We start from the raw sequence: 22850 nt of genomic DNA, 5'->3' as shown, positions 1-22850 counted from the left end.
TTTTCGACACCAGTATTCTACTGGGTTTGCGCGTAGATAAGCTAGCCTGCGATTGTAAAAGTTGTGTGAAAGGGAGCCCTTAGGGCTCCCATGCTGTTAGCTCAGGCTGTGTTACGAACTTTAGCAGAGCCGGTTCTTTTAGAATGAGATTATACATCGGCTCTAGTGAAGTTAGCCCAAACTCGGGGTAATCTTTTGTGCCCGCAAACCGTAGGGGGGCGTTCTTTGCGTAGCGTGGGTTAGGACGCCACTGTGCTAGACCGCTTTCCGATACCAAGTAGTACGCCCCACCGCGCAGCGCCTTATAGTCTGCATAGACGGACTCAAAGTCGCTGGCCACCCAGTTAGACATTAGCAGCGTCTCGGTGCCGGCGTTAATGGTTATGTGGCCATAGCCGGGCGGGATAACTACTTTGTCGCCCGCCGTAGCTTTAATGGCCACCACGTCGTCTACCCCGCCTGCGCAGGGGCGCTGCAGCAGGTAGGTCGCTTCGCCGTGCAGCACTTCGTATACTTCGGGGTAAGTTACTGAGGTACCGGGCTTAAGGGGGTGGTAGTGGCCAACGGTCTTGTTAAACTCCTGCCCAATCAGACCGGGCGGAATTAGTGTGACGTCAAAGCGCAGGCCGTGTTGCAAGAGAACCGGTTTGTCTACGCAGCGTGCCACATCGCGGTACATATAGTAGAGCTCGTCCATACCCGCGGCTGCTTCGTCACAAAAAGCATAGCGCGCGTCAGCTAACCTGCGCACCGCAGGTATTACCGGCTGAACATCATCGCCGACGAGAACTTGGTTGCCGCGCAGTTGAAGCAAAAGGGACGGAGCTTTTTGCTTCACTGGGTTTTGCCTCCCTCGTTTTTTAGTACCCTGTGTAGATATTTAAGCAGGTCTCCCTTAAGGTCTGCGCGCCGCAGGGCAAAGTCGATTGTGGCCTCCAAGAAACCTAGTCTGTCGCCTACGTCGTAGCGCCGCCCGCTGAAGCTATAGGCATACATGGGTTCGAGGCGGGCTAGGTCCTTAAGCGCATCGGTCAGCTGAATTTCGCCGCCGGCGCCGGGGCGCGCGTGCTGCAAGAGCTCGAAAATGCGCGGGGTGATGATGTAGCGGCCGAGGATGGCTATGTTCGAGGGAGCATCGGTTACGGCGGGCTTTTCTACCAGGTCGGTGACTTTGCACAGGCGGTCTTCTAGCATCTGCCCGGCGACAATGCCGTACTTTTTAACGTCCTCGCGCGGGATTTCTTGCACGCCGAGGATGGTAGCTTGGTGTTCGTCGTATTGCCGGATTAGCTGCGCTAGACAGGGTGGCTCTCCGTCTACAATGTCGTCGCCGAGCAGCACGGCAAAGGGCTCGTTGCCGATGAAGCTACGTGCGCAGTAGACGGCGTGCCCTAGGCCTTTAGGCTCTTTTTGCCGGACGTAGTGGATGTTGACCAAATCGGATATGCGCCGCACTTGCTCTAGCAGCTCGTGCTTGCCTTTTTGCGCTAGCTCTAGCTCTAGCTCGACAGATTTATCGAAGTGGTCTTCGATGGACTTTTTATTGCGGCCGGTGATTATAAGTATTTCTTCTATGCCTGAGGCGATTGCTTCTTCTACTATGTATTGCAGCGTGGGCTTGTCTACGATGGGGAGCATTTCCTTGGGCTGCGCCTTAGTGGCCGGCAAGAAGCGTGTGCCAAGCCCCGCCGCTGGGATTACTGCTTTGCGTACCTTCATGTGTGGCCTCCTTTCGAGATAATGTCTACGGGGGTTACTTAGGATAACCAGAGCCTGATTAGCCTTATTGCCCTGATTAGGAGTTGAGCACAGGGGTAATCAGTGAAATCAGGCTCTAAACTACGGGGGGTTACTTAGGATAACCAGAGCCTGATTAGCCTTATTGCTCTGATTAGGACTGAGTATTGAGGATTTTGTCTCCAACTTTTCCCTCTAATCAGGGTAATCAGTGAAATCAGGCTCTAAACTACGGGGGTTACTTAGGATAACCAGAGCCTGATTAGCCTTATTGCCCTGATTAGGAGTTGACCACTGAGCCGTCATAGGGCCTTTATAAGCGCCTCTCCTTCCAATCAGGGTAATCAGTGAAATCAGGCTCTCAATTACCGGGGGTGCTCAGGATAACCAGAGCCTGATTAGCCTTATTGCCCTGATTAGGAGTTGAGCGCAGGGGCATTCATAAACCCGGTCCGTTAGCAGCATTTGCCTAGATAAGTCGACGTACGTACGCAGTCGCCCGGCCTGAGCCGACTTTCTTGATGTACCCCTCCTGCAACAAATCGGCCAAAGCCTTTTCGATAGTGGTGACGCTGATATCTGGGCAGCACTGCACAATGTCGGTCTTTGAGATTTTCCCGAGCTGCCGGGTAAACATCTCTCGCACTCTGTCTGCTTTGCCGAGTTTGGTGACGACAATCGGCTCTAGGCGCGCCGCAAACTCCTTGTAGGCTTTAAGGAGCACCCCTAGCTGATAGGCCACAAACGGCTGGTAGCTGTGCCGGGCTTCGTGCCACCCTTGCGAGCTCTGCCTGAGGCTCTCGTAGTAGCTCTCTTTGCTGCGCTCGATGATAGCTTCTAGGCTGATGTATTTGCCCACGGTGTAACCCTGCTGATAAAGCAGGAGTAGCGTTAGCAGGCGACTCAATCTGCCGTTGCCGTCGTTAAAGGGGTGGATGCACAAGAAATCCAGCACGAATTTAGCTATCAGGAGCAAAGGGTCAATCCTGCCTTCGCTGATAGCAGAGTGATACGCCTCGCACAGACTAGCCAAGGCTTGTGGCGTGTCAAAAGCCGAGAGTGCTTTAAAACGGACGCGCCTGCCCCCGCTCTCGTCTTCTTCCTCTATGACGTTGTCTTGGTTCTTGTACTTGCCGGCAAAGGCTAAGGGGTGAAACGCGTACAAGTCCCTGTGCAACTGCAGAATGACGTTTGGGGATAGAGCGATGTGGGCGTAGTTTTCGTGTATGGTGCTAACCACTTCTCTGTACCCGGCTATTTCTGCTTCGTCTCGGGTGAGCGGCTCGGCATTGTGGGCGACTAATTGTTCGAGCCTAGCCTCGGAAGTGAATATCCCCTCGATGCGGTTTGACGCACCGGTGCTCTGTATTTTGGCCACACGCAGCAACGCTTCCAGAACATCGGCTTTTGCGGCTAGGAACTGCGCCTGCCGGCCTTTGTGCTCGTGGAGCGCGGCCACCAAGTTCATTATCTCCGGCGTCATCAGCTCGGCGTCTATCGCCCTGTAGTTAAACTCCCGCATATATGGTCACCTGCCTCGCCGAAGCAAAAGGGACGGAGCTTTTTGCTTCGCAAAGAAGTGGCCCCCTCTCACGGCTTCGGCTACTTCGCGGTAATACTGATCTAGGAAAGGCTTAAAATCGAGATAGTCCCTAAAAACCAAGTCTTCAAAGTCGGTACGGGCGTCGTCATTTGCGCAATATACGACCTTGCCTGTAGAAACAATCTCAAACCGCATGACAATAGATGCACTCTGCAGAAATACCAAGTCAACTTTCTCGCCAAGGCGCTCTGCGAGCTCCTCGGCCATTTCTAAACGTAACGCGATGTTGTGCTCTTCGGGCCGGTAACCGGCAAAGAGGACAGCGAGGTCGTAGTCGCTATGCGGGCGAGCCTCACCTTTTGCTCGCGAGCCAAAAAGGTACGCGGCAAGCACACCATGCGCCACGAAGAACGCTTGTTGTTCTGCACCGATTAGTGAAGCCACGGGGCACCTCCTCTGTTCCCTTTCGCGGGGCGGGCCCGGGGTAAGGTGAACTAATTCCTTATCGTCTACAGTTTACATGATATCCCTGCCGCAGACAATGTTGCGATGGGGTTATTTTTTCGTCTATATCCGAAAAAAGCGTGTATTTTTTATTTTTATTGGGCTATAATTGTCACAGGGAGGTGGGTGCATGAAGAGGCGAGACTATTACTTAGACCAACTAGTGGCGTTTCGCGACAGGCCGCTAATCAAGGTTATTACGGGCATAAGGCGCTGTGGGAAGTCCACATTGTTGTCGCTGTTTGAGCAATACCTTGTTGACGTGGCAGGGGTAAGCCGCAGTCGCATCATACGAATTAACTTTGAGTCTATTGAGTTTGACGAGGTTACTACTTACAAGGCGCTGTATCAACTGGTGCTAGGCAGAATGACGGAGCGAAGTGGGCGCTACTATGTGCTGCTCGACGAAGTGCAGCAGGTGCCGGCGTGGGAGAAGGCGGTAAACTCGCTATTTGTCGACTGCGATGTTGACATGTACATTACCGGCTCTAACGCTTACCTTTTGTCCTCTGAGCTGTCTACGCTACTTACCGGACGCTTCGTGGAGATAAAGATGCAGCCCCTGTCGTTTCGCGAGTATGTCGACTTCCATGACGGGGCTATCGCAGGGAAGCCAAGGGAGCTGTTCGCGTCTTATCTGCGATACGGCGGTTTACCTTTGGTGGTAGAGCTTAAAGAAAGGCCCGAAACAATCGCGCCGTTCCTTGCGGGCATCTACAGCACGGTCATTATGAAGGACGTGATTTGGCGCAACCAAGTGCGCGACCCTGCGCTACTGGAAAGCGTAGTCAAGTTTGTGGCCGCAAATGTGGGTAACATTGTCTCGACGAAGAAGATTAGCGATTATCTTACCAGTAGCGGCAGAAAAACTAGCAGCGAGACAATCGACAACTACCTCCGCATGCTGGAGAACGCCTATATTATCTACCGCGCTAATCGCTATGATCTTAGGGGGAGGCTTCACCTAAAGACCCTAGAAAAGTACTACATGGTAGATGCCGGCATTCGCAACCACTTGACGGGCTTGCGCAATACGGATTACGGGCACATGCTGGAGAACGTCGTCTTTATGGAGCTCTTACGGCGCGGGTTTGACGTATGCATCGGCAAGCTAGACCAATACGAAGTCGACTTTGTGGCTACGAAGGCAGACGAGAAAATATACTTCCAGGTGGCGGCCACGATTATGGACGAGAACACGCGCCTACGCGAACTAAGGCCACTGCAGCTTGTTCCAGACAACTACCCGAAGGTAATTTTGTCAATGGATGAATGCGTGTTTAGGGACTTTCTGGGGATACGTTGCGCCAATATTGTGGAGTGGCTGCTCGGCTGAAGCAAAAGAAGCAAAAGGGACGGAGCCTTTTGCTTCGCGCCCCCTTATCGATCAGGCTCTGCAAAGTGATTGTCCCGCAACAATCGCTGCAGGCCCAGCATCTCCCGCAAGTCCTCTGCCACCTGTGCCGCGCCCTTGCCATCTATCTGCTTCTGAAACTTTGCTCTAGCGTGCGTCCGTCCAAAATATCTCATGTCTAACTTTATTTCACGCAGGTAGCGCCATGCGTTCTCATGGGTTACCGGCGACGCCATCGGCCTCGAGTAATCATCGTAAAACACGAGCCTTTTCAAGATGTTCTCTGGGCTGTCCTTTAGCGCTATGGTTGTTAAACTGTCATCTGCCCTAATAATTCGCCAATAGCTGTCCATCAACCCACCTGGCGGCATGGTTAGCACGAAATTATCGCTGTTCTCGTGAAGAATCCTGTGTAATACGACTTGCGCCTTCGCTCTAAAGCCATGCTCGCTGAAGAACTGGTTCTTAATCAGGGTTATAGGACGGTTGAAATGCTTCTCAACTTCAGCGTCAAAGTCAATGAACTTGTAGCCTACGCTATCCGCAAGAAGTTTACCTACCGTCGACTTGCCGACACAGGCTACTCCGACGAGAATGATTTTCATTTATCTGCGCACATAGCGATAACGTCTTCGCCCGGCATCACGCTGCACCTTCTTAATTAGAGAACTGACGAGAAACTGCTCCTTTGATATGCCGCAGGTGAAATTACGAATATCGGCTAAGTCCTCCAGCATATGCGCAATAATTGCTTTAGTCCTCTGCTCGCTCATATACGATCCTCGCCTTCTTCGTAATCTCATAGCCGAACTTGCTCTCTAACTCTAGCGCCTGTCTTGTGGTAATGACGTCAACCACCAAGCCCGCCGCACGCTCAATGTCTTGAATAAGAGACAGGAATGATAACCCCATGGCAACCCTCGTCTCAATCAACACATCGAGGTCGCTGTCGGCAGTCTGCACGCCATCGGCAAACGACCCAAAGATAAAGGCGCGGCTAACCTGTGGGTACTTGTCCATTACTGTGGTGCGTATTACCGCTGCCGCTTCGGCGAAGCTTCTGACCATACCGCATTATCTCCTTTCACGGGGCGGGCCCGGGGTGGGTTGAAGCAAAAGGGACGGAGCCTTTTGCTTCGCGCACAATGGGTTTACTAGCGCGGGATGTACTCCACTCCAGAGAGTCCCTTAAAATGCTCGTCCTGCGTCCACAATACAGCTTGATGGGCATAGGCTGTGGCTAAGATAATGCTATCGGCCATAGGCAGTTTGAGCTCCAGCGAGAGAACTGCTGCTTCAAGGGCAAGCTCTTGGGTAAGAGTAGCAACCTGGCCTACGGCCATCCATCCTATGGCGCTTAAAGCAACGTCCTCCCCTCGCTGCTGAAGGATACGCTTAAAAACCTCATACATAGTAATGGTTGGAACCACTAGGTTGGCCGTGTCTTGTATAACTGACGCAAACCGCCTACCGTTGGTGCCTTTGCCAAAATACTCGAGCCAGCCCGAGGAATCGACAATGTTCATACACGATCCTGCTCGTCACGCTCGACACTGGTATCTATGCCGGCAATAAACCCATAGGCTTCTTCGATAGGCGGCACAGCAACTACGCGCAGGGTGTGTTTGTACGGGATAAAAACTACTTTTTGGCCGGGCTTGAGCGCGAACTGCTTACGAATCTCACGTGGAATTACGATCTGGTATTTTGCCGAAATTGTAGCGGCATGCATCTACTTACGCCCCCTTATCGATCAGGCTTTGTAAAGTGATTGTACCGCACTAGACCCCCTATGGCAACTTTTTATGGCCTTTTTGCTGCATAGCGATGTTGCCGTAGCAGAACCCACGGTCTATAATAATTACATACACTACCAGCGAAGGGAGATGTGCCGCATGGAAGCAGCGGAGCTCTTGCGCATAATCAGGGAAGAGATGCAGCGCATGTTCCAGAGCAGTTCCCTAATCCATGGGGATGAGGTGCCTGTCCACAATTTGACGGTAGACGCGCTCGACATGCATGAGTTTCGTCACTACATCAAGCAGCAGTACGGCGATGTGGAGCTTGAAGGATGCGTGACGGCGTCTTTAATGTCGCCGGGGCGCTCCTTTTCAAGCATGAACCCGAGCGGCGCTTACCGGCGTTTGTGGTGAAGTGTGCGTCTTTCCCCGGAACTGACATACACACCTCGCAATATGCCGACAGCGAAGACATAGCTGGCGCGCTGCGTCAGGTTTTTAAGGACACACTCGCGTTTGTGAGCCGCAACTTGTTACGCCTGCAGAAAGACAAAAGCGTCAACTCGGTGGGTGAGATGGAAATACCCAAGGTGACGCTAGAGGAGCTAATTGTAAATGCCCTGGTACATCGCGACTATTTCGTTTCGGCACCGGTAAGGGTGTTTGTGTTTAGTGACCGTGTTGAGATAGTTAGCCCGGGGCATCTGCCCAATAATCTGACTGTAGAGCATATAAAGAACGGCAACTCCAACATCCGCAATCCAATCCTGGCGTCGTTTGCGGCGAAGATGCTGCCGTACAGGGGTTTAGGCACCGGAATTAGGCGGGCACTAAAAGAGCACCCCCATATCGACTTCGTGGACTACCGCGACGGGAACCTGTTCAAAGCGATTATCTACAGGGTTTGAAGCACGAAGCAAAAGGGACAGACGCACTTCTATAGCACCAAAAAGCGCAGCACAAACAGCACGGCGAGGATGTACATGGTGGGGGAGATTTCCGCGAAGCGGCGCGCAGCCATCCTGAGAACTACATAGGCCAGTACGCCCCAAACAATGCCTTCGGCAATGCTGAAGGCGAAAGGCATCATCACAAAGGCGAGGAACGCGGGGATGCCTTCGAGATAGTCTTCGAAGTTAATCTTGGTGATGGGCTCCATCATAAACACGCCCACGATGATTAAGACTGGGGCCGTTGCCGCGCTTGGCACGAGGCCCGCGAGAGGCGCGAAAAACAGCGCCGCCAGGAAGAGGATGCCCGTAACCACGGCCGTGAGCCCGCTACGCCCGCCTTCGGAAACGCCGGCGGCGCTTTCGATGTAGGTTGTGACGGTGCTAGTGCCAAGGACGGCACCCGCTACGGTACCGACGGCATCGGCCACGAGGGCGTTGTTGACGCGCGGGAGCTTGCCTTCTTTGTCGAGCATTTTGGCTTTGCTGGCCACGCCGATTAGCGTGCCGACGGTGTCAAACACGTCGACAAAGGCAAAGGAGAAGACGATGGGTATTGCGGCGAGTCCTAGGGCAAACAGCTCTCTGAGCCCGCCGGTGAACTCGCCAAAGTGGAGCAGCGCGGGCGGCATAGAGAACAGCTTAAACCCCTCGGCAACAGGTGTAACTCCCGTAAGGATGCCAAGGAGCGTGGTCACTATAATGCCGATAAGCAGTGCACCGCGCACTTTAAGGGCGACTAGCACGCTCGTCGCCACCAGCCCAAAAACGGCGAGGAGCACCGGCGGCTGGGTTAGGTCGCCTAACTTCACGAGGGTGGCGGGGTTGGCCACGACCAGGCCGGCGTTCTTAAAGCCAATCAACGCAATAAACAGGCCGATGCCGGCACCGACCGCGAGCTTGAGCGACATGGGGATGGAGTTAATTATCGACTCGCGCGCTTGGGTCAGCGTGAGGAGAATAAACAGGAGACCCGAGACAAATACTGCGGCTAACGCGACTTCGTAGCCATACTTGGAGCCAACCACAAAGGCGAAGTAGGCGTTTAGACCCATGCCGGGCGCAAGGGCGAACGGGTAGTTGGCGATAAGCCCCATGGTTACGGTAGCGAGAGCCGCCGAGAGGCAGGTGGCGACAAAGACGGCGTTAAAGTCCATGCCGGTTGTCGCGAGGATGTTGGGATTAACAAAGATGATGTAGGCCATGGTCATGAAAGTCGTTAGTCCGGCGAAGAGCTCTGTCCGCAGGTTGGTGTTGTTTTCGTGCAGCTTGAAGAACTTTTCGAGCATTGCCTTTCCTCCCTTTTTGGCCGCTGTTCTCCCCAAAACAAAAAGACGGGGAGGTTACGAGAAAACCTCCCCGTCTAGGTTTTTATCCCTACGGTGTAGCGCTTGGGCGCCTGCGCCGCTCGGACCGACCCAGCCGTAGCTGTGGAACCCTAGGCGCACTTTAGCTCGCGAGCGAAGCCTATTTTGTTGCACTACCAAAATAGCACGCGCGTGGGTGGGTGTCAACTGCGTAGCACAGCTCACGGCTCACTGCTGGCGGCTGGCGGCTGGCGGCTGGCGGCTCGGTCTTGCCCTTACACGCGCCATCTGTTATCATTGATTTACATCATGATGTAAGGAGTGTATGCCAGTATGGTGCGCACGCAAATCCAGTTAAGTGAAGAGCAGGCGGCCTTTTTGAAAGCGAGGGCAGCCATCGAAGGTTCTTCCATGGCCGAGCTAATTAGGCAGTACATCGACAAGGCACAGAAGTCCGCGCTTACTGTGGAAGCATCGAGCCGCCGACACCGGGCCGCAGCCATTGCGGGGCAGTTTCGCTCTGGCATAGGGGACGTGGCTGAGAACCACGACAAATACCTAGCGCACGAGTACGCCAAGTGAGCGTGTATATCGATACTTCGGCTTTCCTCGCTGTGCTCGATGCCGACGACGCGCACCACCCCCAGGCAAAAGCGGCGTGGATATCCTTGTTGGAGTCTGACGAGATTCTGCTGTGCAATAATTACGTGCTGATAGAAACCCACGCCTTAGTTCAGCATCGGCTAGGGATGGCGGCAGCAAGGGCTTTTGTCGAGAACGTGTATCCCGTGCTGACAATCATCTGGCTAAATGGCGATGCTCACAACCAAGCACTGAGCGCATTGCTGACGGCTAACCGCAGGGACTTAAGCTTGGTCGACTGCGCCTCGTTCATTACTATGCGCCAGTTAGGCATTAACCGTGCCTTTACTTTTGACAAGCATTTCGTTGAGCAGGGATTTTCGCAGGTGTGAGCGAGCTTTAAGCGGTGAGCGGTAAGCGGTGAGCGGTGAGCGGTGAGCGGTGAGCGGTGAGCGGCTGGCGGCTGGCGAGCCTGTCTGAGAAAAGACCTTTGAAAAGGGCGACAGCCCACCGTTGAGCCGTACTTTTCCAGTAGGTGGATGGTAGCTGAAATTTGAGCCGGTTGTAGTGGGTAAATCTATCACTCACCCCTCCTCTAGCGGGGTTTCGTGCGCCCGTTCCGCAAAATGAGACAAAGATACCCTAGACCATTCTCGGCAACACTTCAGCCCTAGCGCGCCGTAGGTGGCATAGAATGTTCGTAATGGCCGAGATAAGGTTTAGTGTGTATTCGACATTTCGTTTGCCCCAGCGTCGCAACCTGCGCATTCCGGAGGCAACAGCGATTCCGTAGAAAGCACGCTCCACCACGTAACGATCCTTCATAACGGCTTTGTACTCTTCTGTACTACATCTGTTGTGCGCCGCTTCGTTTAATGCGTAGAATCTGCTGATCTCGATGCGTTTCCGTTGGTTCTTGCCACGACAGGTGGAGAATCTCTCACAACCTCTGCAGTTTTCAACCAGAAAGGAGTAATGCGTTTTGTTGTTCACTTCTTTGCCCGGCTTACCGTGAACCCCATTGGGACAAACTATGGTCTCCTTGTCTGGGTCATACGTAAATCCCTCTGGCAGGGGCTTGAAATTGGTCGGTTTTGCATAAAGCTCAAACCCATTGGTCTTGGCAAACTCCTGGTTCTCACCCCAACCGTAAGCGCTGTCTGTGGCCACGATTTCTGGCTTAAGCTCGTTCTCTGTTAGCTGTTCTGAAATTGCTGGCAGCTCATTGCCGTCTGCCACATTGCCGGGACTTACGGTGGTGGCGGTGATGACCCCCTGCTTAGTTACCGCAATGTGTGCTTTGTAGCCATTGAAGGTTTTTAGCTTACTCTTCCGCCCATATCTCGCTTCTGGGTCTGCTACAGAAACTATCCTATCTTGGCTTTCATGGCGCTTCAGAGTTTCAACGCCACCCTCGGTCTTCTTTAGACTCTGGCTAAGGACGGTACGCAACACGGCGATTTCTTCTGCAGCGTCTCCGATGCCCGCACCCTCTACGAATTCGAGCAAGGTTGTTGCCTGTGTGTATACTTCCTGCAGCACTTCCGCGCGCTTCACCTCGCTAAGCTTGCCCTCATCAAAGCGCCCGGCCTTTTCTTGTCTGGTGATGTGCTGCAAGTAATCTCCAAGCCCGATGTCTTGCAGCTCTTGATGAGAAACTTGCTCGGATTTATCTAATGCGCGAACAACATTAGAAATAGCGCGTCTAGTAAGGGCCACCGGACTGACGATGGCGATTGCAGGCTCAATGTGTGTTGCGTCTACGAACATGGTCTCCGTAGCCTTGACCAAGCCCGAATCAACCATGTGTTTAAGAACCAAGGCGAATATCTCCTTGTCTTTCCCGTGTTTGCGCATCCTGTTCCGATGGGCATCAAAAACGCTATGATCAAAGCCCTTATGAAAGGCTGGGAGACCTAAGGCAAACTTAATCTCTAGGTTGTAGCGCACGCGTCTTTCCAGTTCGCGATCTGAGAGGTGTAGATATTCCTGCAAAGCCAGCGCAGCAGTGAGGATAACAGGATCGTTCGCGGGGCGGCCCAGCCTCTCGTGGTACATGCCATCAAAAAAGTCTTTTGGGAGAAGGTTAGCAAAGGAAGACCGAAAAGCACGCGCCCAATGGGCTGGCGGAATCATCTCTTCGAAAACCATATCCCCATCGAACATGTTCAATTGCGCAAACTCCCGAGCTTTACGCATCGTAGTGCACCTCCAAAGACATCGCTTACATCATTATTCGCTATTTATAGATGCAACTCCTTCTTTTGGAGACAAATTCATCGGGTTTCTAGACAGGCTCGCTGGCGGCTGGCGGCTGGCGGCTGGCGGCGGGCGGCGGGCGGCTGGCGGCGGGCGGCGGGCGGCTGGCGGCGGGGAGCAGCGAACCACGTAGGAGGGGCGTGCAGGAGTATGGGCAGGCTTAAGTACTTGTTTCTTAGATTACTGGCGCTAGACTTTGGCAATATGTTTGCGGTTATCAACAAGATTCGCGCGAAGACCGGGCGGCTGCGGCTTGTTATCTTTGCGGACATCGTATGGTGCGGCTTTAAGTACCTAGCTGGGTACATGGACTACTATATCTTTGGTATGTACAACCTAAACGCCGGGCAAAGAGAGACCGTGCTGACGAGGGGCAAGAACGACAGGTTTATTAAGATGTTTAATGACAGCAGGCATTGGCATATCGTTGATAACAAAGACGAGTTTAACGCCAAGTTTGCGAAATACCTTAGGCGGGACTGGTTTTATATTGACGACAATGAGGCGGATTTTTCGCGCTGGATAAGTGACAAACAGGCGATTATCGTTAAGCCTAGGGATGGCACGTGCGGCAAGGGGATTGAGAAGATTTTGCCGTCGCAACATAAGCCCGCGGAGCTGTATCGCTACCTGGTGCAGAACAGACTGACGGTGTTAGAGGAAGTTGTGACGCAACACCGCGAAATGAATGCGCTACACCCCCATTCGGTAAACACGGTTAGGGTTGTCACTCTCTTAAAGGGCAAGGTGCCGCGCGTTGTCGTGGCCTTTATGAGGATCGGCAACGGCAAGGTGGTCGACAACTTTAACAGCGGGGGCATGGTTGTGCCCGTTAATGTAGAGGACGGCACGGTCAAGTTCCCGGCCATAGATAAAGCGGGCAACTTGTATCGCAGTCACCCGCTAACCGGCGTAAGTATAGAAGGTTTTGCCGTGCCCCTGTGGAGCGACGTCCTGGAGTTGGCCAAGCAAGCGGCCATAGAACTGCCGGAGCTCGGCATTATGGGTTGGGATGTAGCAGTGACCGACGACGGCCCGCTGCTTATCGAGGGCAACCACTACCCCGGCCACGATATCTACCAACTGCCCCCGCATACCCCCGATGGGATTGGGCTCTTGCCGGTGTTTGAGGCAGCGGCGCAGAGGGACGGAGGAATGTCGCTGAGGGACGGCAGGGTGTGCGAAAACCTGGCGAACCCTTGCTGATAGAAACCAGCTGGCGACAAAGGTATTGTAGGGACGTGCGTTTCGCACGTCCGCGGACGTGCCATAGGCACGTCCCTACACCCGAGGCAGGGTTTTCGCACAGTCTGACGGAGGAGCGCGACATTAGCGAGATCGACATTAGAGAGCGAGACATTAGAGAGCGAGACATGCGTGAAGCAAAAAGCTCCGTCCCTTTTGCTTCAGCACCGCACCAGTTCGTACTCTAGGCTCCCCATCCCTACTTTGGCGGCGTGGCGGAGCTGGATGTAGGGGTCGTGCCGGGGGTGGCTCAGTACGGCGAGGTTGGCGGCGTGGGCTCTAGCGGTTAGGTCTAGGGTGGCGGCGTCGACGGCGACTGGGTCGGCGGAGGCGAGAATGCCAAGGTCGGGAATGAGCTTGTCTTGCTTGCGGCTGATGCAGTCACAGTCCTTGGTCATGTTGACCATAATGTTAAAGTGAAAAGCCTTGCCCGCCTTGGCCTTGACCGAGCCATATGCATACTCGGCCATGGCTTTTTGCAGATAGGCGGGGTCGGCGCCCCAGTCGTACTTTATGGCTTCGAAGCGGCAGACGGTCAGGCATTCGCCGCAGCCGATACAACGCGTGGCATCGATTTGCGCGATTTTTCCCGGCATGCTGATGCAGTCGACAGGACACCACTCCAGGCACTTGCGGCAGGCGACGCACTTTTCGGCGATGACGGCAGGCTTCATGGAGCTGTGCTGGCGCATCTTGCCCATGCGCGAGGCTAAGCCCATGCCAAGGTTCTTAATGCAGGCGCCGAGCCCGGTGGCCATATGCCCCGTGGGGTGGTTAAGGGTGATAAGCGAGTCGGCCACGACAGCCTCGCGCGCGATTTTTACGCTGGCGAAAAGTTCGCCGTTTATCTCGACGTCTAGTTCGCTGTTGCCGAGCAGACCGTCGAGCATTATAAAGGGTGCGCCGGTGGCGGCGATGCTAAAACCGTGCCGCTCGGCATGCAGCAAGTGCTTAACGGCGTTCATGCGCTCGCCCTTGTAGAGGGTAGCGGTCTCGCCTAGGAAAGGCGTAGCTTTGGCGGCAGCCACTAAGTCGACTGCGGCTTTAACGAGCGCGGGGGCGAGGTGGGTGTCGTTGTTTTTTTCGCCCACACTAAACTTAATCAGTGTAAAGTCGTTCTTGGCGAGCGCCAAAGCGGCATTGCTGGCGGCAAAGAGCTTGGCGAGGGCTGCGGCCTGCGCGGCAGGCGAAGCGTTGTCTGGTAGGGGGATAAAATACACTTTAGGCGGCATGGGTGTCTCTCCTTTGGGCAAGTGTTTTAGGCGCGGCGGAGCTTAAGGCGGCGGAACACCATGGCAATAGCTTGGTCTACCTCTTCTACTTTAAGAACGAGTAGCAGTAGTCCATAGACTGCGAGGCCGACGCCGACGGACCCTCCGAGGGCCAAGATGTCGCCTAAGGGGGTGAGCACGCGCAATGCGAGGTCGGTGGCGACACCCATAACGGCCGAGGCCAGCACGACTTTAGGCACGAGCGGGCCCAACCGGAGCTTCCCGCGCCCGAGTTTTTTGCTGAGCAGGTAGAGCGAAAGTCCCGAGCTAAAGAGCGCGCCAAGCGAGGTGGCAAGCGCTAGGCCTCCGTGGGCGAGCGGCACCACTAAGGTGACAGCTAAGGTAATACTGACGATAGTTGTGGCTATGCCCACTTTGACTGGGGTGACGGTGTCCTGCAATGCATAGAAGGCGCGCACGAGAACCTGTCCGACGGAGAGGCCAAGCAAGCCGACGGCATAGAACGCCATGGCGAATGCAGTCTTGACAGTGGCGTCGGCATCGAAGTGGCCACGCTCAAAGGCGAGGCGCACGATGGGGTAGCGCAAGACAATCAGGCCGACGGTAGCCGGTAACATTAACAGAAGTAGCCCGCGCAGACTGGCGGAAGCAGTTTTGCCAAAATTTATTTTGTCGCCTCGGGCGGCAAAGTCTGTAAGGGCGGGATAGACGGCCGTGGCGAGAGCGGTAACAAAAATGCCTAGCGGTAGCTGCACAAGGCGGTTGCCAAAGCTAAGCGCGGCGAGGCTGCCCGCGTCAAGGCCCGAGGCGAGGCGCCTGTCGACGATGGTGTGGGCCTGTCCAAAGACGGCGCTGAGCAGAATCGGGGCGGCGAGGACGAGGACCTTGGTAAAGGCCGGGTCTAAAAAGTTGATACGGGCGAAAAGAGGATATCCCTTGTAAATGGCGGCGGCAATCAGGAGAAACACGGGAACGGATAGGCTAACCATGGTATACCACGCTAAGGGAAGGATGGCGGGGGTAGCAAGTGCAAGCAGTCCCGCAATAATGATGATATTTTGCAGCACCGGGCTTATGCCGGGCAACAGGAACGACTGATGCCCGTTAAACAGAATGGTGAGAAACTGCGAGAGGCTCATCAGCAGCGTGCCGAAGGAAAGCACTCTTAGCAGCGAGACTGTGAGCTGCTGCTGCTCCGCCGGAAAGTTGCCGACTACAATGCGGACTATCTCCGGGGCAAAGGAGATGGTTATGAGACTACCGATAAGCCCGACAAGCGCACTGGCGACAAAAGTTGTGCCGGCTAACGCGGGGCCGCGGCCGCGCGTACGCTCCTCGCTATAGACGGGGAGAAAGGTGGTGGCCAACAGGCCGCCGATAACTCCCGCCAAAATCTGCGGGATGACCATAGCGGCGACGTACGCGTCGACCTCGGCTCCGATGCCAAACCGCCAAGCGATAGCCTGCTCGCGGACAAACCCAAACAGCTTGCTGAGTACCGAGAGCACACTTAACCAAAAGGCGGCGCGGAAAATGGCATGCTTGTTTGTCATGACTTACCCCGTTTCCTGAAGCAAAAGGGACGGAGCTTTTTGCTTCGCGATATTGCTTAATGAGCACTTGGCACTTGGCACTTGGCTCTTAGCACTTGGCTCTTAGCACTTGGCACTTAGCACTTAGCACTTAGCACTTAGCACTTAGCACTTAGCACTTGGCACTTGGCACTTGGCACTTAGCACTTGGCACTTAGCACTTAGCACTTAGCACTTAGCACTTAGCACTTAGCACTTAGCACTTGGCACTTAGCACTTAGCACTTAGCACTTAGCACTTGGCACTTAGCACTTGGCACTTAGCACTTAGCACTTGGCACTTGGCACTTGGCACTTGGCACTTGGCACTTGGCACTTGGCACTTAGCACTTAGCACTTAGGAGAACGGAGTGCTGAGAGCACAGAGAGGGCGGAAGGGTGAGTGCTGAACGCTGATAGCTGATAGCGACCAGCGACAAGCGACAAGCTCCTGGCGGCTGGCGGCTGGCGGCTGGCGGCTGGCGGCTCTGCTCGCCTCCTCAAGTATATAGATTCTCCCTTTGCGCGACAAGGGAACTAGGCTGTGCGTGCCGAATAAAATGCCCATGAAAGCAAGGGGGCAAAGGACATGAAAAACTGGCGGGTAGTTTTGGCGACTCTCGTGGCCGTAGTGCTAGTAGCCAACTTGGCCGTAGGGACTGTGGCGCAGGCGAACGATGCGTTTCACATCGTGGTCGAAGTAATGCGACTTGTGCAGCGGGAGTATTGGCAGGAGATTAGTGCCAACACGCTAATACAGGGGGCGCTGAAAGGCATTATGGAGTCGCTCGGCGACCGCAACTCGCGCTTTATGCCCCCGGTTGAACACGCGCAGTTTATCGAGCACGTTACAGGGGCGTTTGGCGGTATCGGCGTGGCTATCGAAGTGACGCCCAATGGCCTTTTGATTACGCGCGTGTTTAGGAACAGCCCGGCGGCGCGGGCAGGTCTGCAGGCAGGCGACGTCATTCTCTTGGTTGGGGATAAGGATACGCGGCACCTTACGCTGCAGGAGATTACCGGCCTACTGCGGGGCGAGGTTGGCACACCTGTAACTATCTCGTTTTTTCGCGGGCAGGCGGCGAACTTTCACACCGTGACGATAATGCGCGAGCGGGTTGTGGCACCGTCGGCGACTTGGCGCGAGCACGAGGGCTTTGGCTACATTTTCATCGAGCGCTTTGGCGAGGGGCTGTCGGCTGATATCGAGCTTGCTCTGAGTGACCTTGCCCACACGCGGGGGATAATCTTAGATATGCGGGGCTGCCCGGGCGGGCTGCTCGACCAACTTGAAGCTATAGCGCCGCGCTTTGCCCGCGGGCAAGTCCTCGCCCAGATTAAGAGTCGCGGCGGTCGCGTGGAGCCTATCCCCATGAACGGGGTGGGCCTTGGCAAGCCGCTGGTGGTTTTGGTGGACGGGCGCACGGCGAGTGCCGCCGAAATGCTGACAGGCGCAATCCAGGACACCGAATCGGGTTTTGTAATCGGCACGCGCACTTTTGGCAAGGGTACGGCACAGAGGATATTTACTGTGGCGCGCGAGATTGGCGGTGTAAGCATTACTGTGCTTGGCTACTTAACGCCAAACGGCAGAATGATTGACGGCGAGGGTTTAGAACCAAACTTAGTGGTGCACCCTGTACCGCCGCAGTTTTTGCCGCCGCTTGCGCCGCTCGTGCCGAACGACTTGGTGCTTAGGCAAGGAGACCGCGGCGAAAACGTAAAGAAGTTGCAGGCGGCTTTAATCGCGGCAGGGCTAATGGCGGGCACGCCGACCGGGTACTTCGACTGGCAAACGCGCCTCGGGGTGATAAGGGTGCAGCAGCGGGAAGGGCTGTTGGCGGACGGGGTTACTTCGCCGGAGGTCATTAACGCGCTAAACACCTTGCTGGTGCGCCCGCCCGTGCACCGCGACGCGCAGCTAGAGGCAGCGGTAGAGTGGCTGCGGCGGAGGTAGGAGCGAGCCGCCGGCCGCCAGGCGCTAGGCACCAGCGGTGAGCGGTGAGCGGTGAGCGGTGAGCGGTGAGCGATGAGCGATGAGCGATGAGCGGTGAGCGATGAGCGATGAGCGGTGAGCGGTGAGCGATGAGCAATCGTGAATCGTGAACGGCGGGGAGATGGCCTGTAGGGACGTGCGTTTCGCACGTCCGCGGACGTGCCACAGGCACGTCCCTACACTCGAGGAAGGTCTTTCGCACAGTCTGCTCTCCTTTTTGCTTCTGGAGTGAGGGGCTTTCTACCAAGAGCCAGGAGCCAGGAGCCAGTCGCTATCATCCCCGCCCCCTCCCCGAAGTGCAAAGTGGAGTGCGCGAAGCAAAAAGCTCCGTCCCTTTTGCTTCGCCTGGCGGCTGGCGGCCGGCGGCTGGTAGCCTCCCCACAAGCGACAAGCGACAAGAGCGAGGAGGTTTTACTATGGAAAAGTTTAAGAGTGTTATCGGCCGGGAGTTTATCGAAAAGACTAAGTATCAGTACAGCGTGCCGTCTGACCAGGAGAAGGAACTGCCGCAGCCGCCGCTCGACCAAGAAATTGAGGCGGGCAAGCCTGTGATTGAACTGCCCGCGCCCGGAGAGCTGGAAATCCCGGCGATAGACCTACTGACCGCCATCGAAAACCGCAAGAGCACGCGCAAATTCGGGGACGGATGGCTGACGCTTAAGGAGCTGACGTATCTTCTTTGGACTACACAGGGCGTAAAGCGCGTCACCAGCCGCCCGGCGACGCTCAGGACGGTGCCTTCGGCCGGGTCGCGTCACCCGCTTGAGACTTATCTCTGGGTGCACAGGGTGGAGGGCCTAGTGCCGGGCATCTACAGATACAAGGCGATTGGGCACAAGTTGGTGCAGATTGACTCGAGCGAGGGCTGGGGAGAGAAGCTCTCGGAGGCGTGTTACAAGCAGCCCTTTGTGGGGAACGCGGCAGTGAGCTTCTTTTGGGCAGTGGATATCTACCGCACGGAGTGGCGTTATAACGAGCGCGCCTACCGCTACGTTTTGCTGGATGCCGGCCATGTATGCCAAAACCTGCACCTAGCGTGTGAGGCTATAGGTGCAGGCATGTGCGCTGTGGGAGCGTATCACGACGACGCGCTAAATGCCCTACTGGACCTCGACGGCAAAGAGCACTTTGTCGTCTACGCCGCCGCCGTGGGCCGCTGAAGCAAAAGGGACGGAGCTTTTTGCTTCGCAAGAACTGACACCACATTATTATAATCCATGTTATAATAATCGCAGGGGGTGTCAACATGCAGCAGACTGTGGATAGACTTGAGGAGCTTGGCTACCTAGAGGCTGAGTATAGGCGGCCGGGGTCTTCACTCGTCGTTCTTTACGGGCGCCGACGCCTTGGCAAGACCCATATCTTGCGTCATTTTCTGCAGGGTAAGCCTGGGCTCTATTACCTGGCTACAGAAGAAGCAGAAGCCGAAAACGTGCGCGGCTTCCAGGCACAGGTGGCAAGCTTCATCGGTAGCGCCCTGCTAGCTAAGGGCAGTGGTTTTGGCTGGGGGGACCTGTTTGACGCGATACGCGAACACGACCCCGCAACAAAAAAGGTCATCGTAGTCGATGAGTTTCAGTACCTGGGGAAGACTAATCGGGCCTTTCCTTCTGTACTGCAGAAGATTTGGGATGAGCGGCTTAAGGAAGCTAATATTATGCTCATCCTGTGCGGGTCGCTTATCACCATGATGCACAGCCAAACGCTCGCCTACGACAGCCCGCTCTACGGCCGCCGCACCGGGCAAATACGCTTGCGGCAAATTCCGTTTCGTCATTACCACGAGTTTTTTCCCACCGTGCCTGCTGCCGAGCTCCTTCTACGTTATGCCGTAACGGGAGGCGTACCGAAGTACATAGAAGCTTTTCGCAGTGGGGGCGACATTTACCAAGGGATTCGGGAGAACATTCTCACGCCGACAAGTTTCCTCTATGAGGAGCCTATCTTCCTTTTGGAGCGAGAAGTATCGGAGACGTCTCGCTATTTGTCGATTGTCAAAGGCATCGCCCACGGCAATCACAAAATGGGCAAATTAGCTGCGACACTCGGGGTCGCCCAGAACAAGCTTACGGAGTATCTGGCCACGCTCATTAGCTTAGACTTAGTTGAGCGCCAGGTGCCCGTGACCGAAAGCAATCCCGAGAAGAGCAAGCGCGGGTTGTACTTCTTGCGTGACAACTTTATAGCATTCTGGTTTCGGTTTGTCTTTCCATATCGTAGCCAAATAGAAATGCAGGACCTAAATATAGTGCTTGAGAAGCTGCACGAAGGGTTTGTCTCGCAACATGTCAGCTATGTTTTTGAGCGTATCTGCCTAGAATGGCTGGCAGAGAAAAACGGCGGGGACGCCTTCTACAAGATGCAAAGAATCGGCCGCTGGTGGAACGACCGCGAGGAAATAGATGTGGTGGCGCTTAATGACGACACGCGAGAAATCGTCTTCGGCGAATGCAAGTACTCCGTGAATCCTGTGGACGCCGACGCGTTCTATGCCTTGCGTCAGAAGACCGCCGCTGTGAAGTGGAACCTCGGCAATCGACAAGAACACTATGCATTGTTTAGCAGGTCGGGCTTTACGCCCGAACTCCATTCCCTTGCCGCCCATCAGCCTAACCTCAGCCTGTTTGAAGCACGAAGCAAAAGGGACGGAGCTTTTTGCTTCACTGAGTTTGGGGCTGGCTTATTATAATCGTGATTATCCCCCGACTTGGCGAGCCGCTAGCTACGGAGCCTGCGCGAATCTATGCTTGCTCCTGCTCTGCTAAGCTGGCGCGATGCACGATATTGGCGCTAACCTCTAGAAAGGCCGCAATCTTTCTGTGGCTGAGATGGGTGCGCTGCAGGAGCTCGATAATTAACTCTTCCATGAGTTCGGGGTGCCGTTTCAGCGCGGCGCGGTCGACAATGCCGTGCGTCCGGCAGAATTTTTCAATAACAGACTGCGCGTGATTCCGGCGCAGCTCGGCAATATCTTCTTCGGTGTCCAGATGCTCGTGCGCGTCGGGCTCGCCGTGAAAGGCGACGAACCCGGCTGTTCCACTGGAGATGAGTCCTAACACGAACTGCTTTTGCTCCTGCGAAATGATGTCGGCACCTTCTAAGTACTCGCGATAGCTACTCCACGTATATTGCTTGGCCTCTTTAGCTAGCCCCGCTTTCACAGGGTTATTGTGCACGTACCGCACTACTTGCAGCAAGTGGCGGTCGCTAGTGACAATCTCGCTGCGGTAGCGGTTCTGATATACATGCCCCACTCGCTCGTGGATAGAGTTGTACCACATGGCGTATGTCAAGTTTAGCTTCCTGATTGCCGCCATAAGCGCTGCTAGCTCTGCCTGCAGCACAATGTGGACGTGATTGTCCATCACGCAGTAGGCGGCGATGCTGAGGCCTTCGAGCTTCTTTAGTGTTTTGATGAAATAGGACTTATCTCCGGCTGACTGGTAGATAGAGTCGCGATTGATGCCCCGCATCATGATGTGGTAGTACCCGGTCGGGCTGACCTCGCGCGCCTGTCTGGGCATGTGGTACACCTCCGCTTGAGCTGTGAGTGATGAGCTGTGAGCGATGAGCTGTGAGCGATGAGCTGTGAGCTGTGTGTTGTGTGTTGTGTGTTGTGAGAAGAAAAGGTGGTTAAAGGTTAAAGGTTAAAGGGGAGCCGCTGGTGGCTAGCTTCTTGATTTTAGCAGTTCGGCGGTTGTGAAGCAATAGGCTCCGTCCCTTTTGCTTCGGCTTCGAAGACGTAGTAGCCTTTGTCGCGGTCGCGGATATGCACGGCAGAAAAAAGCAGGGCGAGCTCCTTCGCGGTGGAGGGAGCGCCCTGTTTCTTTTGGATTACGACCCATAGACTGCCGCCGGGCTTGATGTGCCGGGCGGCGCCGCGATACAGGCGAAAAACTACGTCTTTGCCGGCGCGGATGGGTGGGTTTAGGAGTATGCAGTCGAACTTGTCGTGCTCAAGTGCGCCGAAACCGTCGGAAAGGACGAAGCGTGCGTTGGTCACGCCGTTGGCAGCACAGTTTTTGGCGGCAAGGTCGAGCGCACGCGCGTTAATGTCGGCGAAGGTCACGCTGCCGGTCGGGTTAAGCAGCGCGGCGGTAATACCAAGTGGGCCGTAGCCGCAGCCCATGTCAAGCACGGCGGCGCCTGCCGGGATGCGCAGGGCGGCGATAAGGGCTTGCGTACCGTAGTCGACGCCGTCCTTTGAGAACACGCCTGAGTCGGTAAAAAAGCGAAGGCTTAGGCCCCGCAGGGTTGCCTGGATTAGCTTGATGTCGTGCTCGGACGCAGGGTTTGGGGTGTAATAATGAGGCATGGGAACCTCCTGGGGGGACGAATTATGTCGGATAGGGCGGATACGGAGGGGATAGGCAAGATGAGGAAGGAGCAGCCGAGAGGGGCTACTCTGGGCAGTCTACGCGACAGATGACGAGCTTGCGCGCGCCGAAAGCAAGCACAAGCCCAACCTGAATTCCTGTGGCCCTGAGATAGTTATAGCATTGAATCTCACTCATTGCGCTCACTTCTTCAGTGGCCTTCAGTTCTATGACTACCTTATCCTCAACGAGAACATCAGCGAAATACTCGCCAACGATATGCCCATCAGACCTAATTGCGATGTCCAGAAAGGACGGTAGATAGGGCGTTTTGAGGCTGTGGTAGATTTATTTTACCCCAGCACAACCTAGCGTTAGCGAGGGTTTTTGGGGCAAGGACGTTTAGCTACAGTAAAATTGACCCCAAGGCAAAAATCAGAAGAAAAGGGAAATAATATTCGAAATATGAAGGGAAACCCCCTACCTCTGGCGAATACTTTCTTGTCAAACAAAAAG

At 55.0% G+C, this 22850-nt stretch carries 25 protein-coding genes; 9 read left to right on the top strand and 16 right to left on the bottom strand.

The genetic code is table 11. The features are described from left to right. Positions 1-79 precede the first annotated feature (79 nt). The 4 genes from KGZ66_11865 to KGZ66_11850 form a co-directional block, all read right to left on the bottom strand. Entirely contained in the window at positions 80-838 is a 759-nt protein-coding gene (locus KGZ66_11865; GenBank protein MBS3986282.1) for a hypothetical protein, read from the bottom strand. Continuing rightward, positions 835-1719, bottom strand: a complete 885-nt coding sequence (gene galU / locus KGZ66_11860; protein MBS3986281.1) for a UTP--glucose-1-phosphate uridylyltransferase GalU — start codon at positions 1717-1719, stop codon at positions 835-837. Before galU ends, KGZ66_11865 begins: the two co-directional genes overlap by 4 nt. 487 nt (positions 1720-2206) lie before the next feature. Beyond that, on the bottom strand, positions 2207-3259 hold the full coding sequence (locus KGZ66_11855; GenBank protein MBS3986280.1) for a Fic family protein: 1053 nt from the start codon (positions 3257-3259) through the stop codon (positions 2207-2209). 6 nt (positions 3260-3265) lie between these two features. Beyond that, on the bottom strand, positions 3266-3724 hold the full coding sequence (locus tag KGZ66_11850; GenBank protein ID MBS3986279.1) for a nucleotidyltransferase domain-containing protein: 459 nt from the start codon (positions 3722-3724) through the stop codon (positions 3266-3268). A gap of 190 nt (positions 3725-3914) precedes the next feature. Here KGZ66_11850 and KGZ66_11845 point away from each other — a divergent pair, with 190 nt between their 5' ends. Beyond that, positions 3915-5120 carry an ATP-binding protein gene (locus KGZ66_11845; GenBank protein MBS3986278.1) on the top strand — a complete coding sequence of 402 codons (1206 nt, stop codon included), beginning with the start codon at positions 3915-3917 and terminating at the stop codon, positions 5118-5120. 44 nt (positions 5121-5164) lie between these two features. On the opposite strand, the gene KGZ66_11840 is transcribed toward KGZ66_11845, so the two are convergent. From KGZ66_11840 to KGZ66_11820, 5 genes are all read right to left on the bottom strand, one after another. Beyond that, a complete protein-coding gene (locus tag KGZ66_11840) occupies positions 5165-5743 on the bottom strand; it encodes an AAA family ATPase (GenBank protein ID MBS3986277.1) in 579 nt (192 codons plus the stop codon). Next, positions 5744-5911, bottom strand: a complete 168-nt coding sequence (locus KGZ66_11835) for a hypothetical protein (GenBank protein MBS3986276.1) — start codon at positions 5909-5911, stop codon at positions 5744-5746. Continuing rightward, positions 5892-6206, bottom strand: coding sequence for a nucleotidyltransferase domain-containing protein (locus KGZ66_11830; GenBank protein MBS3986275.1), 315 nt, complete (start codon positions 6204-6206; stop codon positions 5892-5894). Before KGZ66_11830 ends, KGZ66_11835 begins: the two co-directional genes overlap by 20 nt. A gap of 86 nt (positions 6207-6292) precedes the next feature. Next, complete coding sequence (locus KGZ66_11825) at positions 6293-6664, bottom strand: type II toxin-antitoxin system VapC family toxin (protein MBS3986274.1); 372 nt, start codon at positions 6662-6664, stop codon at positions 6293-6295. Then, complete coding sequence (locus KGZ66_11820) at positions 6661-6870, bottom strand: AbrB/MazE/SpoVT family DNA-binding domain-containing protein (protein MBS3986273.1); 210 nt, start codon at positions 6868-6870, stop codon at positions 6661-6663. The genes KGZ66_11825 and KGZ66_11820 overlap by 4 nt, the downstream gene beginning before the upstream one ends. Positions 6871-7033: 163 nt before the next feature. Between KGZ66_11820 and KGZ66_11815 the strand changes: the two genes are divergently transcribed. Together KGZ66_11815 and KGZ66_11810 are read left to right on the top strand one after the other, a co-directional pair. Further along, entirely contained in the window at positions 7034-7291 is a 258-nt protein-coding gene (locus KGZ66_11815) for a hypothetical protein (protein ID MBS3986272.1), read from the top strand. Further along, complete coding sequence (locus KGZ66_11810; protein ID MBS3986271.1) at positions 7210-7785, top strand: hypothetical protein; 576 nt, start codon at positions 7210-7212, stop codon at positions 7783-7785. Before KGZ66_11815 ends, KGZ66_11810 begins: the two co-directional genes overlap by 82 nt. A 29-nt stretch (positions 7786-7814) precedes the next feature. Here the strand turns inward: KGZ66_11810 and KGZ66_11805 are convergent, their stop codons facing one another. Beyond that, on the bottom strand, positions 7815-9116 hold the full coding sequence (locus tag KGZ66_11805; GenBank protein ID MBS3986270.1) for an NCS2 family permease: 1302 nt from the start codon (positions 9114-9116) through the stop codon (positions 7815-7817). Between the two features lie 351 nt (positions 9117-9467). On the opposite strand from KGZ66_11805, the gene KGZ66_11800 reads away from it, so the two are divergent. Continuing rightward, positions 9468-9716 (top strand): ribbon-helix-helix protein, CopG family, encoded by a 249-nt coding sequence (locus tag KGZ66_11800; GenBank protein MBS3986269.1) that lies wholly within the window; start codon positions 9468-9470, stop codon positions 9714-9716. Then, on the top strand, positions 9713-10108 hold the full coding sequence (locus KGZ66_11795; protein ID MBS3986268.1) for a PIN domain-containing protein: 396 nt from the start codon (positions 9713-9715) through the stop codon (positions 10106-10108). The genes KGZ66_11800 and KGZ66_11795 overlap by 4 nt, the downstream gene beginning before the upstream one ends. A gap of 250 nt (positions 10109-10358) precedes the next feature. Here the strand turns inward: KGZ66_11795 and KGZ66_11790 are convergent, their stop codons facing one another. Next, entirely contained in the window at positions 10359-11915 is a 1557-nt protein-coding gene (locus KGZ66_11790) for a transposase (protein MBS3986267.1), read from the bottom strand. Between the two features lie 210 nt (positions 11916-12125). Here KGZ66_11790 and KGZ66_11785 point away from each other — a divergent pair, with 210 nt between their 5' ends. Beyond that, complete coding sequence (locus KGZ66_11785) at positions 12126-13181, top strand: hypothetical protein (protein MBS3986266.1); 1056 nt, start codon at positions 12126-12128, stop codon at positions 13179-13181. Between the two features lie 200 nt (positions 13182-13381). On the opposite strand, the gene KGZ66_11780 is transcribed toward KGZ66_11785, so the two are convergent. Together KGZ66_11780 and murJ are read right to left on the bottom strand one after the other, a co-directional pair. Next, positions 13382-14452 carry a DUF362 domain-containing protein gene (locus tag KGZ66_11780; protein ID MBS3986265.1) on the bottom strand — a complete coding sequence of 357 codons (1071 nt, stop codon included), beginning with the start codon at positions 14450-14452 and terminating at the stop codon, positions 13382-13384. Between the two features lie 26 nt (positions 14453-14478). Beyond that, complete coding sequence (gene murJ, locus KGZ66_11775; protein ID MBS3986264.1) at positions 14479-16005, bottom strand: murein biosynthesis integral membrane protein MurJ; 1527 nt, start codon at positions 16003-16005, stop codon at positions 14479-14481. A gap of 606 nt (positions 16006-16611) precedes the next feature. Here murJ and KGZ66_11770 point away from each other — a divergent pair. The 3 genes from KGZ66_11770 (at position 16612) to KGZ66_11760 (ending at position 20707) form a co-directional block, all read left to right on the top strand. Beyond that, positions 16612-17979: a S41 family peptidase gene (locus KGZ66_11770; protein MBS3986263.1), complete on the top strand. Its 1368-nt coding sequence runs from the start codon at positions 16612-16614 to the stop codon at positions 17977-17979. Positions 17980-18434: 455 nt separating this feature from the next. Beyond that, a complete protein-coding gene (locus KGZ66_11765) occupies positions 18435-19178 on the top strand; it encodes a SagB/ThcOx family dehydrogenase (GenBank protein MBS3986262.1) in 744 nt (247 codons plus the stop codon). An 86-nt stretch (positions 19179-19264) separates the two neighbouring features. After that, positions 19265-20707, top strand: coding sequence for an ATP-binding protein (locus KGZ66_11760; GenBank protein ID MBS3986261.1), 1443 nt, complete (start codon positions 19265-19267; stop codon positions 20705-20707). A gap of 52 nt (positions 20708-20759) precedes the next feature. On the opposite strand, the gene KGZ66_11755 is transcribed toward KGZ66_11760, so the two are convergent. From KGZ66_11755 to KGZ66_11745, 3 genes are all read right to left on the bottom strand, one after another. Next, the gene (locus KGZ66_11755; protein ID MBS3986260.1) at positions 20760-21542 is read right to left on the bottom strand and encodes a transposase; all 783 of its coding nucleotides are present in this window, start codon (positions 21540-21542) and stop codon (positions 20760-20762) included. Between the two features lie 158 nt (positions 21543-21700). Then, entirely contained in the window at positions 21701-22333 is a 633-nt protein-coding gene (locus KGZ66_11750; GenBank protein MBS3986259.1) for a class I SAM-dependent methyltransferase, read from the bottom strand. 85 nt (positions 22334-22418) lie between these two features. Beyond that, positions 22419-22682: a GxxExxY protein gene (locus tag KGZ66_11745; protein MBS3986258.1), complete on the bottom strand. Its 264-nt coding sequence runs from the start codon at positions 22680-22682 to the stop codon at positions 22419-22421. Between the last annotated feature and the right edge of the window lie 168 nt (positions 22683-22850).

The sequence above is a fragment of the Selenomonadales bacterium genome, from assembly GCA_018335585.1.
In the GTDB taxonomy this organism is placed as follows: Bacteria; Bacillota; UBA994; order UBA994; family UBA994; genus UBA994.
The sequence above is the reverse complement of the archived record's forward strand: the minus strand, read 5'-3'. Positions and strand labels throughout refer to the sequence as shown.

Bases quoted from the DNA above. Each gene is read 5' to 3' on its own strand.
- KGZ66_11815 (MBS3986272.1), top strand. From the start codon at position 7,034: ATGGAAGCAGCGGAGCTCTTGCGCATAATCAGGGAAGAGATGCAGCGC.
- KGZ66_11825 (MBS3986274.1), bottom strand. From the start codon at position 6,664: ATGAACATTGTCGATTCCTCGGGCTGGCTCGAGTATTTTGGCAAAGGC.
- KGZ66_11750 (MBS3986259.1), bottom strand. From the start codon at position 22,333: ATGCCTCATTATTACACCCCAAACCCTGCGTCCGAGCACGACATCAAG.
- KGZ66_11770 (MBS3986263.1), top strand. From the start codon at position 16,612: ATGAAAAACTGGCGGGTAGTTTTGGCGACTCTCGTGGCCGTAGTGCTA.
- KGZ66_11810 (MBS3986271.1), top strand. From the start codon at position 7,210: ATGCGTGACGGCGTCTTTAATGTCGCCGGGGCGCTCCTTTTCAAGCAT.
- KGZ66_11755 (MBS3986260.1), bottom strand. From the start codon at position 21,542: ATGCCCAGACAGGCGCGCGAGGTCAGCCCGACCGGGTACTACCACATC.
- KGZ66_11790 (MBS3986267.1), bottom strand. From the start codon at position 11,915: ATGCGTAAAGCTCGGGAGTTTGCGCAATTGAACATGTTCGATGGGGAT.
- KGZ66_11805 (MBS3986270.1), bottom strand. From the start codon at position 9,116: ATGCTCGAAAAGTTCTTCAAGCTGCACGAAAACAACACCAACCTGCGG.
- KGZ66_11840 (MBS3986277.1), bottom strand. From the start codon at position 5,743: ATGAAAATCATTCTCGTCGGAGTAGCCTGTGTCGGCAAGTCGACGGTA.
- KGZ66_11800 (MBS3986269.1), top strand. From the start codon at position 9,468: ATGGTGCGCACGCAAATCCAGTTAAGTGAAGAGCAGGCGGCCTTTTTG.
- KGZ66_11820 (MBS3986273.1), bottom strand. From the start codon at position 6,870: ATGCATGCCGCTACAATTTCGGCAAAATACCAGATCGTAATTCCACGT.
- galU (MBS3986281.1), bottom strand. From the start codon at position 1,719: ATGAAGGTACGCAAAGCAGTAATCCCAGCGGCGGGGCTTGGCACACGC.
- KGZ66_11845 (MBS3986278.1), top strand. From the start codon at position 3,915: ATGAAGAGGCGAGACTATTACTTAGACCAACTAGTGGCGTTTCGCGAC.
- KGZ66_11760 (MBS3986261.1), top strand. From the start codon at position 19,265: ATGCAGCAGACTGTGGATAGACTTGAGGAGCTTGGCTACCTAGAGGCT.
- KGZ66_11765 (MBS3986262.1), top strand. From the start codon at position 18,435: ATGGAAAAGTTTAAGAGTGTTATCGGCCGGGAGTTTATCGAAAAGACT.
- KGZ66_11780 (MBS3986265.1), bottom strand. From the start codon at position 14,452: ATGCCGCCTAAAGTGTATTTTATCCCCCTACCAGACAACGCTTCGCCT.
- KGZ66_11785 (MBS3986266.1), top strand. From the start codon at position 12,126: ATGGGCAGGCTTAAGTACTTGTTTCTTAGATTACTGGCGCTAGACTTT.
- KGZ66_11830 (MBS3986275.1), bottom strand. From the start codon at position 6,206: ATGGTCAGAAGCTTCGCCGAAGCGGCAGCGGTAATACGCACCACAGTA.
- murJ (MBS3986264.1), bottom strand. From the start codon at position 16,005: ATGACAAACAAGCATGCCATTTTCCGCGCCGCCTTTTGGTTAAGTGTG.
- KGZ66_11835 (MBS3986276.1), bottom strand. From the start codon at position 5,911: ATGAGCGAGCAGAGGACTAAAGCAATTATTGCGCATATGCTGGAGGAC.
- KGZ66_11855 (MBS3986280.1), bottom strand. From the start codon at position 3,259: ATGCGGGAGTTTAACTACAGGGCGATAGACGCCGAGCTGATGACGCCG.